The organism is Pseudooceanicola sp. NS-SX9, assembly GCF_057380705.1.
This window is the reverse complement of sequence record NZ_CM170818.1, coordinates 1,766,183-1,781,989: the sequence shown is the minus strand read 5'-3', so window position 1 is coordinate 1,781,989 and position 15,807 is coordinate 1,766,183. Positions and strand designations below refer to the sequence as shown.

12 protein-coding genes and 1 pseudogene are annotated in these 15,807 nt (G+C 69.4%); 5 read left to right on the top strand and 8 right to left on the bottom strand.

Annotated features, from left to right (window positions below; all coding sequences use genetic code 11):
• Positions 1-144: 144 nt before the first annotated feature.
• Positions 145-372: a HypC/HybG/HupF family hydrogenase formation chaperone gene (locus AC2ITM_RS08485; protein ID WP_486466221.1), complete on the top strand. Its 228-nt coding sequence runs from the start codon at positions 145-147 to the stop codon at positions 370-372.
• Between the two features lie 10 nt (positions 373-382).
• On the opposite strand, the gene AC2ITM_RS08480 is transcribed toward AC2ITM_RS08485, so the two are convergent.
• The 4 genes from AC2ITM_RS08480 to AC2ITM_RS08465 are packed head-to-tail and all read right to left on the bottom strand — an operon-like array spanning position 383 to position 4,655.
• Complete coding sequence (locus AC2ITM_RS08480; RefSeq protein ID WP_486466220.1) at positions 383-1,396, bottom strand: glycosyltransferase family 4 protein; 1,014 nt, start codon at positions 1,394-1,396, stop codon at positions 383-385.
• A gap of 23 nt (positions 1,397-1,419) precedes the next feature.
• A complete protein-coding gene (locus tag AC2ITM_RS08475; RefSeq protein WP_486466219.1) occupies positions 1,420-2,454 on the bottom strand; it encodes a glycosyltransferase family 2 protein in 1,035 nt (344 codons plus the stop codon).
• 25 nt (positions 2,455-2,479) lie between these two features.
• The gene (locus AC2ITM_RS08470; protein ID WP_486466218.1) at positions 2,480-3,400 is read right to left on the bottom strand and encodes a glycosyltransferase family 2 protein; all 921 of its coding nucleotides are present in this window, start codon (positions 3,398-3,400) and stop codon (positions 2,480-2,482) included.
• 4 nt (positions 3,401-3,404) lie between these two features.
• Positions 3,405-4,655, bottom strand: coding sequence for an oligosaccharide flippase family protein (locus tag AC2ITM_RS08465; protein ID WP_486466217.1), 1,251 nt, complete (start codon positions 4,653-4,655; stop codon positions 3,405-3,407).
• Positions 4,656-4,877: 222 nt separating this feature from the next.
• On the opposite strand from AC2ITM_RS08465, the gene AC2ITM_RS08460 reads away from it, so the two are divergent.
• Entirely contained in the window at positions 4,878-6,104 is a 1,227-nt protein-coding gene (locus AC2ITM_RS08460; RefSeq protein WP_486466216.1) for a polysaccharide biosynthesis/export family protein, read from the top strand.
• Here the strand turns inward: AC2ITM_RS08460 and AC2ITM_RS08455 are convergent.
• From AC2ITM_RS08455 to AC2ITM_RS08445, 3 genes are all read right to left on the bottom strand, one after another.
• On the bottom strand, positions 6,026-7,426 hold the full coding sequence (locus AC2ITM_RS08455) for an O-antigen ligase domain-containing protein (protein WP_486466215.1): 1,401 nt from the start codon (positions 7,424-7,426) through the stop codon (positions 6,026-6,028). The genes AC2ITM_RS08460 and AC2ITM_RS08455 overlap by 79 nt on opposite strands.
• On the bottom strand, positions 7,423-8,898 hold the full coding sequence (locus AC2ITM_RS08450; protein ID WP_486469369.1) for a GumC domain-containing protein: 1,476 nt from the start codon (positions 8,896-8,898) through the stop codon (positions 7,423-7,425). The genes AC2ITM_RS08455 and AC2ITM_RS08450 overlap by 4 nt, the downstream gene beginning before the upstream one ends.
• Positions 8,899-9,025: 127 nt before the next feature.
• Positions 9,026-9,643: a response regulator transcription factor gene (locus tag AC2ITM_RS08445; protein ID WP_486469368.1), complete on the bottom strand. Its 618-nt coding sequence runs from the start codon at positions 9,641-9,643 to the stop codon at positions 9,026-9,028.
• Between the two features lie 329 nt (positions 9,644-9,972).
• On the opposite strand from AC2ITM_RS08445, the gene AC2ITM_RS08440 reads away from it, so the two are divergent.
• The 3 genes and pseudogenes from AC2ITM_RS08440 to AC2ITM_RS08430 all read left to right on the top strand — a co-directional run bounded on the left by AC2ITM_RS08440 (position 9,973) and on the right by AC2ITM_RS08430 (position 13,691).
• A complete protein-coding gene (locus AC2ITM_RS08440; RefSeq protein ID WP_486469367.1) occupies positions 9,973-11,358 on the top strand; it encodes a WecB/TagA/CpsF family glycosyltransferase in 1,386 nt (461 codons plus the stop codon).
• Positions 11,359-11,623: 265 nt separating this feature from the next.
• A complete protein-coding gene (dsbG, locus tag AC2ITM_RS08435) occupies positions 11,624-12,499 on the top strand; it encodes a thiol:disulfide interchange protein DsbG (protein WP_486469366.1) in 876 nt (291 codons plus the stop codon).
• A 430-nt stretch (positions 12,500-12,929) separates the two neighbouring features.
• Positions 12,930-13,691, top strand: a pseudogene (locus AC2ITM_RS08430) (transposase).
• On the opposite strand, the gene AC2ITM_RS08425 reads toward AC2ITM_RS08430, so the two are convergent.
• Positions 13,683-15,767, bottom strand: coding sequence for a methyl-accepting chemotaxis protein (locus AC2ITM_RS08425; protein ID WP_486469365.1), 2,085 nt, complete (start codon positions 15,765-15,767; stop codon positions 13,683-13,685). The pseudogene AC2ITM_RS08430 and the gene AC2ITM_RS08425 overlap by 9 nt on opposite strands.
• Between the last annotated feature and the right edge of the window lie 40 nt (positions 15,768-15,807).

The following is a 15,807-nucleotide window of genomic DNA, read 5'->3' as shown; positions in this document are numbered from 1 at the left end:
TCCGCAGGATTTCAGCAGGCTGAGGCGGGGTGCCGCAGCTTCGGTCCGGCAGCGCCGGGACACAAGTCAAAACACGTATCACCCGCCCGCGGCGCACTGCCGCAGGGCCTTGCCTTGGTCGCCCATCCGGCGCAAGCATGCCGGATGTGCCAGGCCCTTCCCCTTCGCATCCTGACCCGGTCGGATCTTGTCGCCCATTGCACCATGCATGGCGTCACCCGAGAGGTCTCGCTGCTGATGCTGCAGGACGTGCCGCTGGCGCCCGGCGATTACGTGCTGGTGCAGATGGGCTATGCCGTCCAGAAGATCCCCGAGGCCGAGGCCCTGGCGACCTGGGCGCTGCTGGACCAGATCCTGGCGGCACAGCCCTGACGGACCGGCCTCAGTGCGGCCTCTGCGGGCTGAGGGCCATCAGCTGCGCCCAGCCATCGCGGGTGGCTTGCAGGCTGCGTTCGGCCAGAACACGGCGACTGAGCTGCGTCAGCGGCGAGGGGGCGGCGGTCTCGATCGCGTGGCGCAGCGCCGGGACCGAGCCCGGTTGCACCAGCGTCACCCCAAGACCGGCCTGATCGCGCAGCCCGTCCAGATCGCTGGCAATCAGCGCCCGCCCGGCCACCCGCGCCTCCAGCGCCGCCAGCCCGAAGGCCTCCCAGCGGGACGGCATGACGATGGCCTGCATCTGCGCCATGGCGGCACAGGGATCGGCCGCATGCCCCCGCAGGCGGACCCGCAGATCGGCCCCCGAGCGCGCCAGCAACGCATCATGCTGGGTTCCGGCACCGAAGATATGCAGCTGCATGTCGGGATCGGCCACGGTGCGGAAGGCGTCGATCAGCGTATCGAGCCCCTTCTGCCGTTCAAGCCGCGCAAAGGTGCCGAAGATCCGCGGCCGCCCGCATGGTGCCTCCAGCGCCGCGAAATGCGCCAGATCGACCACCGGACGCAGCACACTCAGCCGTTCGGCGGGAACCAGGCCACGGGCGCGCAGCCAATCGCCCTGGGCGGCGCTGACCGCGATCACCCGGTCAAACAGCGCATAGGCCGTGCGCAGCAGCGTCTGAAACCGCGGCCGCGCCGCCACGTTGAGGGCCGTGAAAGCCTGGGTATAGCTGTGCTCGACATGCAGGATCCGGGTTGCGGGATGGCGGGCGCGCAAGGCGATCAGCCGTGGCAGGCTGCGCCAGCTGACCGTCAGATGCGACACGATCACCTCGGCCTCTGACTGCAGGCGCCCCAGACGGCGCGGATCGACGGGCTGGACGACATGGTGCGCGGTCTCGGCCAGGCCCGGATCGCCGGACAGGAAATCAAGATAGCGCATCACCCCGCCCGGGGTGGTGTCATCCACCAGATGCAGGGCGCGCGGGCGCAGGGGCAACGGAAATTGGCAGGTCATGGCAGGTCTCCTCCGGGATCGGGTCAGGGTTCGGCAGGGCGCGTCGCCCGGCGGTGCAGCCGACGGCCCAGTGGCCGGTCGATCAGCAGGGCGGCGGCGGCGGTGGTCAGGCTTTTCACCGGCTCCTCGCACAAGGGCCGGACCGAGCAGGCCAGCGCGGCACGCAGCAACCGCCGCGCCTCGGGGCCGCGGCCATCGCTGGCCGCCCGCCGCGCCAGGTAACGCAGCTGGTAGGCCCGCGCCGCCGGGGCATGACGGGCGAAGAAGGCGGGATCCAGGGGCCTCAGCTTGTCGACCATGCGCTCCCATGCGGCCAGCTGCCGGTCGGTCGCCGCACTCAGCCCGCCCGAGGACACCCGGTAGCGCGTCAGCAGCCCCGGCACCCCCTCGATCGTCCAGTCGGTGGTCAGCGCCAGCCTCAGCCAGCATTCGATATCCTCGGACTGGCGGAAGGTCTCGTCAAAGACCCAGTCGCGTGCGGTTTCCCCCTGCGGCCGCCAGGCCAGCGCCCGCAGCACCTCGCGGCGCAGCACCGCCGCCGAGCCATTGCCGACCGGGTTGCGCCGGAACACATGGCCGGCATCGATGCCGCGCAGCCGAGGCCGCTGGCAGCGGTGCAGCAGCTGCCCCGCCTCGTTCATCAGCACCGACCCCGAGAACGACAGCCCCACCAGCGGATCGGCGCCCAGATGTGCCACATGGGCCGCCAGCTTGTCCGGCGCCCACAGATCATCGGCATCGCAAAAGCCCACCACCACGCCGCGCGCCGCCGCGATGCCGCTGTTGCGTGCCCCCGCCAGCCCGCGGTTGGCCTGGCGCAGCAGGCGGATGCGGGGATCGTGGCGCGCCATGGCTGCGGCGATCCCGGCGGTGTCATCGGTGGCCCCGTCATCGACCACGATGATTTCCAGCTCGTGGAAGCTTTGGCGGGACAGGCTGACAAGGGTCTGTCGCAGCGTCGGGGCGGCATTGAAGGCCGGCACCACGATCGAGGCCACCGGAGGCGCGGCCTGGACCACCGGGGCGGACAGCGGGGGGGGCGGGGTCATGGGGGTCATCGGGACCTCTCCTGTCTGGGACGGTTCAGCGGGTGAACAGGGCGCGGCGCAGCGGCGCCGGCAGGATCGGGGTGGCCAGCGCGGCGGCCAGGGTGCCGCCGCCGCGATGCAGCGGATGCAGGAAGCCGCGCGGTGCCAGCCTCAGCCCGCGCAGCGCCAGCCGGGCCGGACCCAGGCCACCCTGCCCTACCCGCAGCGCGCGGCGCGCCAGGTAACGCAGGTGCACGGCCTCGGCGGTGGCATCGGGATGGTGACCGAAACGCGCCGCACTGCGCAGTGCCTCGGCCCGGCCCCGGGCCATCGCCTGCAGATCCGCAGACAGCCCGCCGGGCGAGGTCCGGTAGCCCACCAGCACCCGGTCGACCGGCAGCAGCCGGGCGCCATGGCCAACCAGCCGGATCAGCCATTCCAGGTCCTCGTTATGCACCATGTCCGAGCGCATCCCGCCCACCGCGGCCGCGCAATCCGCCCGCAGCACCAGGTTCGACATCGTGCAGACGGGGTTTTCGGCCAGTAGCATCGGCAGCCCCAGCGGCCCCTGCGGAACGCCAGAGACGCTGCGCGCATCCTTTGGATGATCGCGGAAGAAGGCGACGCGGGCGAAGGCCCCGTCGCAGGCCGGGTCCTGCAGCACCGCCGCCATCTGCGCCAGCTTGTCGGCCCGCCAGATGTCATCGGCATCGCAAAATGCCAGCAGCGGCGCCCGGGCCTGCTGCATCCCCAGGTTGCGGGCCTGCGACGGGCCGCGACCGGTGTTGTGCAGCAGCCGGATCCGCGCATCGCGGCGCGCCCAGGACGAAACCAGTGCCCGGGTGCCGTCGTCGGAGCCATCGTCGATGCACAGCGCCTCCCAGTCGGTCAGGGTCTGGGCGCGCAGGCTGGCCAGGGTGTCCGGCAGTGTCGTCTGGGCCCGGTAACAGGGTAGGATGATCGAGAATTGCGGCATCGGATCAGCTCCTTGCGGGGGAAAGGCCAAAGCCCGCGACCAGCGCCGGCCAGGAGGCCGCGCCCATGCCCAGGCAGGTGGTGAGCAGATAGCCCCAGGCCAGGGCCGTCAGCCCGTGCGGCGCCAGCACCAGGGTGTTGACCAGCAGTGCCAGCGTCAGCAACGCCGTGGCCCGCAGTTCCTGGGCCGTGCGCTGTTCGGCGCGCAGCCAGCCCGCAGCGCTGGACCACAGCGCCATGGGGATCGCCGCCAGGCACAGGATGCTGACCACGGGCGCGATCCCCTCCCAGCCGGCTCCGAACAGCACCGGCACGTAATAGGGCGCCAGCGCCGCCTGCAGCAGGACCAGCGGCGCAATCACGGCAAGGCCAAGCACGATGCCCTGACGCAACGCCTGGCGGCGGTCGCGGGCGCGGCTGAGATGCGGGAAGATCACCACCGACAGCGCCACGGAAAAGGACGTCGCCAGCCCCAGCCCCGCGTTGAAGGCCAGGAAATAAAGGCCAAGCACCTCGGGGCCCATCAGCAGCCCCACCAACAGCTTGTCGGCCTGCAGCCGCAGCGCCTTGACCAGCTCGATGGCCAGAACCGTGGCGCCGAAACCGGTGAAATGGGCCAACGGCATCCGCCCGGCGGCCGGATCGGGGCGCCAGGGCCGCAGGCGGCGCATGCACACCAGCCACAGCGGCGCCGCAGCCAGCCGCGGCAACACCAGCGCCAGCGGCCCCGGCCACAGCAGCGCCAGCACCGCCGACAGCAGGTTGGCGCTGACCACCTGGCCACCGGCGATGGCGGCGGTCTGGTGCATCCGCCCCTCGCGCATGGCCAGCGCCGCCTGCACCAGTCCGGCCGGCATGAACAGGTACTCCAGCCCCAGCAGCGCCACCAGCAGACCGGTCTGCGGCTGCGCCTGCCACCACGCCAGCCCCACCCCCACCGCGCCCTGCAACAGGCACAGCCCCAGGCACCAGCCGGTGAACAGCCGCCGGGCGGTCGCACAGGTCGCCTGCAGGCGCCCGGGCGGGGCGGCGATGATGCGCTGACCGATGCCGTTCTCGGTCAGGGCCTTCAGGATGTCCGATGCCGCCAGCGCCGCCGCGGCAATGCCGATGGCCCCGGCCTCCATGGTCCGCGCGACGGTGATCACCACCAGCAGGCGAGACGCCTTCGAGGCCATTTCAGAGGCGCCGTAGGACAGCAGATTGCGGGCCAGCGGCGCTTGCATCAGGGCCAGGCCAGGACGGATGAGGGGCAAGGGAACGATACCTCTGGTCGGGGTCGGATTGCGGTCGAAGGGCAGTCTGCGACGGATCCGTTGCGCCGTCCCGGCCCCGCCCGGACAGCGTACGGTCCCGCACGGACAGCGGCCAATCCGATGGGATACTTCAACAAACCGACCGGGGCGTGGACCGCTGCGCCTGCGCTGTCCTATCCAGAAAGGACCCCCAGTTCCGGCCCCAATTGCAGGAGGACCCGCATGTTCCGGCCCGACTTCAAGACCGTTCCGCTGATCCTCGCCCTGTCTGTGGCGGGCTGCACGACCTACAAGGCCCCCGCCAATCTGGCGCCGGTGTCGCGCGGTCATGACTACCAGGCGCAGTGGCGCGCGCCAGAGGTCAGCCGCGCCCGTGGCCGCGACAGTTTCCTGATCTCGGCGACGATGAACGCCCAGGGCTGCCAGCTCGCCCGCGGCGGCGCCCAGGGGCCGCTGGGCAAGGGCGCCGGTCTTGCAGCCCTGGCGCTGCGCGGCGAAAGCCTGTCGCGCGGCGATCTGCTGGACATCCGCGTCGAAGCCGATGCCACCTTCAACGGCGCCTACGAAGTGTCGCGCGCCGGCACCATCCGCCTGCCCTTCCTGCCCGCCGTCCCGGCCCAGGGCCGCAGCATCGACCAGGTCGAAGCCGCACTGGCGGCAGCCCTGGTGGCGCAACGCTTCTACGATGAACGGCCGCGCGTCTCGGTGCGGATCATGGACCTGGCCCCGGTCAGCGTCGGTGTCTCGGGTGCGGTTTTCGAACCGCATGAGGTCGGCATCGGCCCCGGCGGCGGGCTGCAGCGCGACACGGCCCGTGCCGCCGCCATGGGCGCCTCGACCGAGGCCCGCAACCTGTCGGCCGCCCTGCGTGCCGCGGGCGGCGTGCGTCCCGATGCGGATCTTTCGGCGGTGGAACTGCACCGCAACGGCCATGTCCACCGCATCGACATGCGTGGCGTCCTGGAGGGGCGCAGGGTCGTCGACGTGCTGCTGCTGAGCGGAGACGAGATCGTCGTGCCCAGCCGCGCCTGTTTTCAGGAGGCGCTGATGAGGCCCTCTCCGGTCAGCCCGCCGGGGGTGTCGCTGTTCCTGTCGAACCTGACCCAGCCGGCCAGCGGCAACGCGATCTCGGCGGTGGGTCAGGAGGTGCGCGAAGTGCCCTGGGGCACGCGCTTCATGCAGGCGGTGGTGGACACCAACTGCGTCGGCGGGCCGCGGGCCACCAGCGCCGACCGCTCGGCCCTGCTGATGAGCCGCAATCCGGTGACCGGGGTTTCGGTGGTGATCGAACGCAATATCGAGGACATGCTGCGGCGGGCGGATCGGGACGATTACGACCCCTATCTGCTGCCCGGCGATGCCATTGCCTGCTATGACAGTACGGTGACGGATGTCGGAGAGGTCGCCCGGGTGCTGGGCATGGTGGGCGTCGTCGCCATGCTGCCCTGAGCGTCGTGGGTCGGGGCGCGCGGTTCCTGGCGAGGCGCGCCCTGGTCGCGCGCCTGCGCCACCTCGCGCAGATGCACCCCCAAAAGCAGCAGGGCCGGCCAGAACATATAGGCCTCGATCTCCAGGTTCTCGCCGAAGGACAGCAGCACGATGGTCATCAGGATGCCCAGCGGCAGCCGCCCGCGGGGATGGCGGGCGGCATCCACGACGGTAAACAGGATATGCGCGACCAGCGGCACGAAAAGCGCTGCAAACCCCGCCAGCCCCTTCACGAACAGCAGTCCGTACCAGGTGTGATGGCTGCCGATCGGCATGTATTCGACGATATGAGCACCAGGCTGCACGGTGCCATGGCCGAACCAGACGGCCTCGGCGCGCCAGCGTTCCTGGGCAATGCGCTGCAGGGTTTCGCGCACCCGGGTGCTGTCAGCCCGCGCGCCCTTGAAGGCCGCGATCCCGGCCCGAGCGCTGGTCAGCAGCCAGGTACCCACCACCGCCAGCGATGCCGTCAGCCCCGCCAGCGCCAGCCAGGCGCTGCTGCGCGCCACCAGCGGCAGCATCCGGGGGCCCACCGTGCAGGCGGTCAGCCCGACCAGCCCCATGCGTGATTTCGACGCAAAGATCATCAGCATCCCCGCCGCCACCCCGGCTGCGCGCCAGCCCCGGTGGCGCTCTTCCAGCGAGAAGATCACCATCACCACCCCGATCAGCGCCGCGAAGGGCGACCATGGCAGGTAGAACTGCCAGCGCGGCGTCCAGCTGGCCGGATCATAGGTATAGAAATAGACCGAGAAATACTCGGGCCCCGGTCCCCCGATGGCCTTGAGCGGCGAGACGAAGATCCGTTCTGGCAGGCCCATATGCGGCGCGGCCAGCATCACCGGCGCCAGCACCAGCGTCCAGAAGCCAATGGCGCACTGGCCGCGGATCAGCACTTCGCGACGGATCGGCAGGATTGATCCGGCGGTGATGAACAGCGCCACCAGCGCCCAGCCCTTGGCCCAGCCGATCGAGGATTTGATGGTCTGCCGGACCCCCAGCCCCCAATTCAGATGCCCCGCCCAAAGCGCGACCAGCATCACCGCCATGCCCAGCAACCACAGCGCCGCGATCCCCGGCAACGGGCCGGTTGCGCGCAGGTCGGGCCGGATCGCGGGGCCAAGATAAAGCGACAGCAGCGCCATGCCCAGCAGCGTCCATCCCATCACCGGCCCCACCACGTAAAGCGCGCCGAGGCCGTAGAAGACCCAGGTCATCACCATGACGCGCCAGACCAGCGCCTCGGCCGGGGTCATGCCGGCGGGCCGCGCCCGCCCGGTCATGCCCGTCCCCCGGGACGTCCCAGCGGCCGCGCCAGCACCCGGTTGATCAGCGGCCGCCGGATCCAGCCCAGCAGCAGACCGAACAGCAGCATCAGCGTCGCCGCCCCGCCCGCCGCCAGCGCCAGCTTGCGATTGGGGGAACTGGGCCGGTCCGGCAGCGAGGGGTCCTCCAGCGCCTGCACCAGCGGATAGGAGGCATAGATGTCGGCCTTCGAGGACTGGCTGCGCGCGATAGCCGAGGCAAAGACGGCCTCGGCCACGGAAAAATCACGCTGCAGATCTTCGAGCTGCGCCGCCAGCGGCGCCAGGCGGGTCAGCCGGGCGCTTTCCGCCGCCAGCCGCGCCGCCATCTTGCGATGTTCAGAGCGCAGACCGCGGCGGGCGGCATCGCTGCGCACCAGTTCGGCCAGCAGCTCGGCCCGGGCGCCGGGATGCGCCAGGTCGAGCGCCTGCACCGCAGCCGCGTCCAGACCGGTCAGCGCCATCGCCCGGCTGCGCGCCATGGTGCGTGCCGCCGCCAGCCCCGCCTGGGCGCCGGTCACATCGGGATGCCGCAGGCCGACACGGGCGCGCGCCTGGGCCAGGGCGGCCGTGTGGCGGGCGATCTCGGCCAGCAGGGCGTTGTAATCGGCATCGGCATAAAGCTTCAGCGTCACCGCCGCCTGTTCGGGGGCGATGCCCAGCGTCCGCGACAGCGCCGCCACGGTTTCCTCCTGCTGCGCCAGATCCGAGGTCAGCCCGGCCAGTTCAGCCCGCAGGGCGTCATTGGCGCCAACCTGCTGATCGTATTGCCCAAAGGATACCAGCCCGGTGCGCGCCTGCAGATCGGCGATGGCGCGACGGGTCTCGGCGATCGAGGCGCGATAGTCCTCGATCGCGGTCAGCGCCCCGGTTTCGCGCACCGAAAGCTCGTCATGGCGCAGGGCGTCGACCTCGGCGTAGAAGGCGCGGCGCAGGGCCTCGGTGCGGGCGCGGGCCTGCTCGGGGGTGGCACCGGTCATGCGGATGCGGATCAGTCCGGTCAGGTCCACCAGCTCGACCTTGGGGCGGCCGAACGCCCGGGGTGCCTCGTCCAGCGCCGCGGCGGCAGCCCCCAGGATGCGGTCGGCGCTGATCAGCCGCTTGTAGGTTTCCGTCGGGCTGATCGAGCTGGAGGAAAACGCCGAATTGGCCGAAGAGGACGCCTGCCCGATATTGGCAAGATTGACCGAGGCCGCCGCCCCCGATCCCGGCAGGATCAGCGACATTTCCGAAGTATAGGACAGGGGCGCGGTCTTCAGATAGGTCGTGATCGGCGCCCAGATCCCGACACCGCCCAGCCCGGCCAGCACCAGATAGCGCGGCAGGCGCAGCAGATCCGACGGACGCCCGCCGCTGAACAGGCGCCAGATCGACAGCTGGCGCGGCGGGGTGCGCAGAAAGCCGGGAATGGGGGCGCGGCTGCGGCGGGTCGGAACGGGGGTGTCGGTCATCGGCGTCTCCTCTCGGGCGTCAGGCTAGCGGGGCCGGGCGCGCCGGTCGCGGCCAAGGCCGGATAGCCGCGCCCCCCCGTTCCGCCGCCCGCCTGCCCCCCGGGACGGGTCGGGCTATCCGAAGGGATCAGGCCAGGCCGACATCGCGCGCAATCAGCGCCGCCTGGGTCCGGTTCGCCGCGCCGATCTTGCGGTAGAGCGTCTTGACATGCAGCTTGATCGTCGGTTCCTGCAGCTGCAGGTCGCGGGCGATTTCCTTGTTGGACTTGCCTTCGGTCAGGCCCTTGGCGACCTGCCGTTCGCGCAGCGACAGCCCCTCGGTCATCGGATGCGGCGCCTCGATCAGGCCCGGCGCCGTCATGAAATCGAGCGGCGCATAGACCTCTCCCATGGCCATGAAGCGCACGGCATTCAGCAGGCTGCGCGCCGGCAGCGTCTTGGGGATGAACCCCGCCGCCCCCATTGCCAGCGCGGCCTCGGCGACATCGCGGCGCGCCTCGCCCGAGATCAGCGCCACCCGGGGCGGATCCGGCAGCGCCAGCAACTGCGCCACACTGTCGAGCCCCTGCATCTGGGGCATGTTGAAATCCAGCAGCACCAGATCGAAGGGCGGCTGCGCGGCAAGGCAGGCGCGGGCCTCTCCGAAGCTGGCGGCGGTTTCGACGGTGATGTCCCCGGCCTGTTCGAACAGCAGCACCAGCGTATCGCGCAGCAGTTCATGATCATCGGCAATCAGCAAACGCATCCTGCCTCCTCCCTCTTCTGGTCGTCAGAAATTCTTAACCATCTTATCGCGACGTCGCGGAAAGGGCGCTGAAAAAGCGCTGTGCCATCCGACTGCACCGGGGCCTATCCCATTGGATCGAAACGCCTGTCCGCTAGGTCACGCGGCCTGTTCCGGCGGCGGCGCAGGGCCGATCCAACGGCCCTGCCCCCCTGTGCCGGCGGTGGGCAGCTGCGATCCGGCCGGCCGGTCCCGCCCGCTTTCCGCGCCGCGCGCCTGTCCCGACGCGCGATTGAGCGCGCACCCCCGGGCCGCAACCCTGAAGCGAGACATGCTCAGGGAGGAGCCCGATGAAACACCTGTCCGACACCGATTTCCTGCAGTCCCGGCCGCTGCCCGCCACCTGCCGCCTGCCGCGCCGCGATGTCTTGGGCCTGCCGCTGGTCGATGCCCCGGCCGAGGCCGCGATCGAGGCCATCCTGGCCCCGGGACAGCGTACCATTGCCTTCCTGAACGCCCATTGCGCCAATGTCATGGCACGTTCGCCCCGCTATGCGGATGCGCTGCGCAGTGCCGACATGGTGCTGCCCGACGGGATCGGGGTCGAGCTGGCCGCCCGGATGACCGGCCCCGGGCTGAGCGCCAACCTGAACGGCACGGACCTTGTGCCTGCGCTGCTGCAGCGGGCCGCAGCGCAGGGCCTGTCGGTCTTTTTGTTCGGCGCCAGCCCCGGCACTGCCGCGCGCGCCGCGCAGCGCCTGCAACGCGACATCCCCGGCCTGCGCATCGCCGGTACCCGCGACGGCTTTGCCGGGGCCCGTGACGATCTGAGGGCGATCGCCGAGATCAATGCCTCGGGGGCGGATATCCTGCTGGTCGCCATGGGGGTGCCGCGCCAGGACCTGTGGCTGGCCGAACATGGCCACCTGCTGGCGCCGCGTCTGCGGCTGGGTGTGGGCGCGCTGTTCGACTTTCTGGCCGGCAATGTCCGCCGCGCGCCCCTGATGGTGCGGCGCCTGCATGGCGAATGGGCCTGGCGGCTGGCGATGGAGCCGCGCCGCATGGCGCGCCGCTACCTGATCGGCAATGCCACCTTCCTGGCCCGCGCCGCCCGCCATGCCCTGTCGGCCGCCGATCCCGGAGCGCGCCGCAAGCGGCTGCTGGACCTGGCCCTGGTGCTGCCTGCCCTGCTGCTGCTGGCGCCGGTGATGCTGGCCATGGCGCTGGCGATCCGGCTGGACAGCCCCGGCCCGGCCCTGTTCCGTCAAACCCGCATCGGCCGCGACGGCAAACCGTTCCAGGTGCTGAAATTCCGCTCGATGCAGACGGATGCCGAGGCGCGCCGCCCGGCGCTGCTGGCGGGATCGGACCGGGCGGGTCTGTGTTTCAAGGCGCACAACGATCCGCGCATCACCCGGATCGGGCGGTTGTTGCGGCGCAGCTCGATGGACGAGCTGCCGCAGATCCTGAATGTCCTGCGCGGAGACATGTCGCTGGTGGGCCCCCGCCCGGCCCTGCCCAGCGAAGTGGCCGCCTATCCGGCCCCGGCCCTGGGACGACTGGCGGTCAGACCCGGCATCACCGGACTGTGGCAGGTCTCGGGGCGGGCGGACATCGGTTTCGACAAGATGGTCGACATGGATCTGGCCTATGTGCACAGCCGCTCGTCGGTGCTGGACCTGATGCTGATCGCGCTGACCTTCCGCAGCATCGCCTCGGGACGCGGCGCCTACTGAGGGCGGCACCAGTGGCAGGCCCTTCCCCCCCGGGCCCGCTCGGGTGGGGGCATCGCCCCGGTGGCCAGCCCTTTGATCACCGCCCCGCAGGATGGGCCCGCGACCAAGGGCCCAGCTGTTCAAATGCCCGCCGTTCAAATGCCCGCCGTTCAAATGCCCGCCGTTCAAATGAATGTGCATTGCGCCCCCGCCCCCGGGGCCGTGACAAGGACGGGATACCCGCTGGCCGGGCATGTTCCTTGATCCTGCACGAAAGACCCTCGTCATGCTGTCTTCCCCGCTTCGTCGTTCCCTCCCGGCCGCCGCCCTGCTGCGCGGCGCCGGGCTGACGCTGAGCCTTGTCGCCGGGCTGGCGGCGCTGCCTGCTCTGGCCCAGACCACAGCCGCGCCCGCCCCCGCCCCCGCCGCCGTCAAAAGCATCGATCTCCCCGCCCCGGTGAAGGCGACGCTGGACAAGCTGACCCAGGGCCAGGCCAAGGTCCTGCAAGCCTTCGAGGCCCCCGCCGGCCTGATCGGCCTGGCGGTCGAGCTGGGCCCGCACAAGGACACGATCCTCTATGCCTCGGCAGATGGCAAATACCTGATGCAGGGCATGATCATCGACAGCGACGGCCAGAACGTCACCAATCTGGAAGGCGCCAGCGTCCTGCCCAAACCGCCCTCGGCGGCCGAGAACTTTGCCACGCTCGACAAGACCTCGGGCTATGTCTGGGGCCAGGCCGATGCCCCGAAAGAGCTGTGGATCCTGTTCGACCCGAACTGCATCTACTGCCACAAGACCTATGACGATCTGAAGCCCGCCGTCGCGGCCGGCAAGGTCAAGGTGCACATCATCCAGGCCGGCTTCCTGAAGCAGAGTTCTCTGGCCAAGGCTGCCGCGATCATGGCCGCCAAGGATCCGGCCGCTGCCCTGGCCGAGGACGAGGACAAGTTCGACGAGGCCCAGGAAGAGGGCGGCATCGCCGGCGACACCTCGAACGCGGATGCGGTGGCCAAGGTGAAGGCCAACAACGAATGGATGCAGGCGCAGGGGATCTCTGGCACGCCCTACCTGCTGTTCAAGGACAGCAGCGGCGCCGTGCAGGCCATCGGCGGCTATGATCCGGACGTCAAAGGCCTGCTGGCCAAGATCGCGGGCTGAGCAATTGGCCGGGGTCGCCAGGCGCCACGCCTGCCCGGCCCCGCGGCCTGTGGCCGTTCCGGGCGGATGCTTCCGGGGCGGCGCGCCTCCTCCGGGGGCGCCATTGACCTGAGGCATCCCGGCACCGGACCCGGCCGATGCGGTCCCGTGATCGGGCCTCCGGGTCGGTCCATCCCGGTGCGGCGAAACGAATTTCAAGTCCATATTTTTATTACTTTTCAGATACTTGAATGCGCATCACAAACCATTGGCGTCGTGGTGGTGTCGTGGTCTGAAAGGTGGCCCATGTGTCTGCGGGCGGCATCGACCTCAAATCTGCGCGCACCAAAGTCATCAGATCGAGGGCGCCTGCTCTGCCCCCTGAAACCTGGCGCGTTTGAAGCTGGAGTTTTCGGCTACTCTTTCTTGGCTGGGAGAGGAGCGGAAAGGCATGAAGGCATCGAAGTTCACGGAGGCGCAAAAGGCCTTCATCCTGAAGCAGGGCGAGCAAGGCACGCCGGTTGCTGAGATCTGCCGTAAGGCAGGGATCAGCCAAGCGACCTACTTCAACTGGAGTGCAGGCGGATGAAGAAAAGCGTCCAGTGGACGGTTTTCCCGCCAAACAAATACGGCGGCTTGCTTCCGGACGAGATGCGTCGGTGGAAGGCACTTGAGGACGAGAACACGCGGCTGAAGAAGATCGTGGCGGACCTGACGCTTGACCGGGAGATGTTGCAGGACGTTATCCGGCGAAAGCTCTGAAGCCTGGGCGTCTGCGAGAGATCGTGACCGGGATGTGCGTCGACTGGGGCGTGTCGATCCGGAAGGCTTGTGGGGCCATCTGCTTCGACACGTCCAGCGACCACTACAAGTCCCGGCGGACGCACCAGGCTGCCGTCGAGAAGCGGATCAAGGAGATCTGCGAGACACGCGTGCGGTATGGCTACCGGCCTGTGCATGTCCTTCTGCGACGGGAAGGATGGGTGATCAATATGAAAAGACCCGCATTTACAATGAGTTGGGCCTTCAGCTGGGCAACAAGCACCCGAAGCGCAGGGTGAAGGCGAAGCTGCGAGAGGACCGCCAGGACGCCCGCGAAAAGTTGGAAGCTTGGCGTCGACACTACAACGAGGACCGACCCCACAGCGCGATTGGATACAACGTCCCGATTGCCATGCATTATCCCGATGGCGTCACCGGCCCGTCATCGTGAGGCAGCTGAAAAATCCAACTTCCTGCGGTCCAAGTTTGGGGAGCAATGCAGCGGGACTGCGGTCTCTAGTTCGAAACTGTGGATCGAACGGGACAGCGCCCGTGCCTCCTCGATTAGCGCCGAGACCGCGCCGCCGGTCTTCTGCACCGCCTCCAGGTTGCTTTGCGCGATGCGGTCCAGGTCCTGCGTCGCCTCCGAGATCGTGCCAATGCCTTCGGCCATCTCGTTCGAGGCCGTGACAATCTGGCGGATCTGAGCCGTCGTCCCCTCGATCCCGCCGACGATCTCCTGGAAGGCCCGCCCCGAGGCCTGCACCAGTTCGACCCCGCGGCCGATGTTCACCCCAGAGGCCTCGATCAGCCCGGCGATCTCGCGGGCGGCATCGGCCGATCTTTGCGCCAGCGCGCGGACCTCGGTCGCCACCACGGCAAAACCACGCCCCGCCTCGCCCGCCCGTGCCGCCTCGACCCCCGCATTCAGCGCCAGCAGATTGGTCTGGAACGAGATTTCATCGATCACATGCAGGATCCGGCCGATCGCCTCCGAGGATGTCTGGATCTCGTCCATCGCCTCGACAGCGCGGCGCACCACGTCATGGCCGCTGTCCGCCTTGCCCGAGATTTCCTCGACCGAACGATAGGCGGTCTCGGCAAAGGCGGCCGCCGCCGTCACCGTGCCGGACATCTGCTGCAGTTCGGCCGAGGTTCCCTCCAGCATTTCTGCCGCCTTGCCAGCCCTTTGCGCCATATCCTCGGCCGCATCGGCGATCTGGCGCGTCGATCCGTCCACCCGCCCCGCCGAAGCCGAAATCCCCCCAAGCGTCCCGCCAAGCGTCGCGCAGGCAATGTTCATCTCTGTCGCGATCTCGGCGAAGATGCCCGACAGATCCTCGGGCATGCGGCGGCGCAGGTCGCCCGCCGCCATCTGCTGCAGCCCCTGCAGCACTGCGCCCAGACCTGAATTGGCGGCCTCGCCCACCCTGTTCAGCCCGGCACAGACATCGGCCAGCACGCCGCTCTTGTCCTCCACCCGCAACGCACGAGAGAAATCGCCCGCCGCACAGGCCTGCACCACGGCATCAATTTCAGCGATGATGGCCTGGTCGCGCGCCTGGGCGGCAGCCTGGTCCGAGGATCGCCGGGCCGCTGCCTCGGCTTCACGCTCGGCCGCCTCAAGGCGCGCCGCCTCCTGGGCGCGCTGCTGGGCCTCGGCCTGGGCGTGCGCAGCGCGTTCGCCCGCCTCCCGGGCACGCACCTCGGCGGCACTGCGGCGGAAGGCATGCAGCGCACCCGCAACCGGTCCCAGTTCGTCCCGGCGGTCGGGATCCAGGCGGAAGGCCGTCGCATCGTCGCGCTGCATCACCAGCGCAATGTCGTGATCGAGGTCGCGGAAGCTGCCGGTCAGCACGCGATAAAGGTGGATCACCCCCGCCAGCGTTCCCAGCAGCGCCACCGCGGAAAACAGCGCCACCTGCCAGATCAGCCGCATGTTCGAACGCTTCACCGCGCCGGTGATCGCCGTCAGCTGGTCCGAGAGCTGGGCGCTCTGGTCATGCATCCCGCTGATCAGCGCATCCAGCGCCGAACCGATCGCCTCGGCTGCAATATCAAAGGCCTCCATCTGCGGATTTCCCCCCGCAGGGCCCCGGTCGATATAGGCCTGTGCCATGGTCCGCCCACCGGCATAGAAGGCCGGAAAGGCCGCCGCCACCTGATCAAGCGCCGCCACCACATCCGGCAGATCAAGCGCCCTGGCATGGTCCCGCGCCACCTCCAGATCGGCGGTCAGGCGTTCGGCAAAGGCTGCGGCCTCGGCAAAGCCGTCATCGAAACCGGGCGCGGCACGGGTGGCAGAGATGTCGGTCAGCCATTGCTGCACCTGAATGACGTCGATCTTGACGGTCTCGACCCGCTCGACCAGCGGCAACAGGCGTCCGGTCAGCTGGGCCGCCAGCCGGGTGCCGCGATCCATCTGCGTGTTGTGTACCAGCAATTCCGAGATCACCGTCAGCAATCCGCCCCAGGCCAGCAGGGTGGCCAGAGCAAGAACACTGAATATCTTGGTCTTTATGGTCATTTGGAAAACCCGGCAGTTGTGGCAAGGCAGTTGCCCCCGT

Coding starts and splice junctions, on each gene's coding strand:
- dsbG (WP_486469366.1), top strand. CDS start 11,624: ATGCTGTCTTCCCCGCTTCGTCGTTCCCTCCCGGCCGCCGCCCTGCTG.
- AC2ITM_RS08480 (WP_486466220.1), bottom strand. CDS start 1,396: ATGACCTGCCAATTTCCGTTGCCCCTGCGCCCGCGCGCCCTGCATCTG.
- AC2ITM_RS08475 (WP_486466219.1), bottom strand. CDS start 2,454: ATGACCCCCATGACCCCGCCCCCCCCGCTGTCCGCCCCGGTGGTCCAG.
- AC2ITM_RS08445 (WP_486469368.1), bottom strand. CDS start 9,643: ATGCGTTTGCTGATTGCCGATGATCATGAACTGCTGCGCGATACGCTG.
- AC2ITM_RS08455 (WP_486466215.1), bottom strand. CDS start 7,426: ATGACCGGGCGGGCGCGGCCCGCCGGCATGACCCCGGCCGAGGCGCTG.
- AC2ITM_RS08485 (WP_486466221.1), top strand. CDS start 145: ATGTGCCAGGCCCTTCCCCTTCGCATCCTGACCCGGTCGGATCTTGTC.
- AC2ITM_RS08425 (WP_486469365.1), bottom strand. CDS start 15,767: ATGACCATAAAGACCAAGATATTCAGTGTTCTTGCTCTGGCCACCCTG.
- AC2ITM_RS08440 (WP_486469367.1), top strand. CDS start 9,973: ATGAAACACCTGTCCGACACCGATTTCCTGCAGTCCCGGCCGCTGCCC.
- AC2ITM_RS08460 (WP_486466216.1), top strand. CDS start 4,878: ATGTTCCGGCCCGACTTCAAGACCGTTCCGCTGATCCTCGCCCTGTCT.
- AC2ITM_RS08450 (WP_486469369.1), bottom strand. CDS start 8,898: ATGACCGACACCCCCGTTCCGACCCGCCGCAGCCGCGCCCCCATTCCC.
- AC2ITM_RS08470 (WP_486466218.1), bottom strand. CDS start 3,400: ATGCCGCAATTCTCGATCATCCTACCCTGTTACCGGGCCCAGACGACA.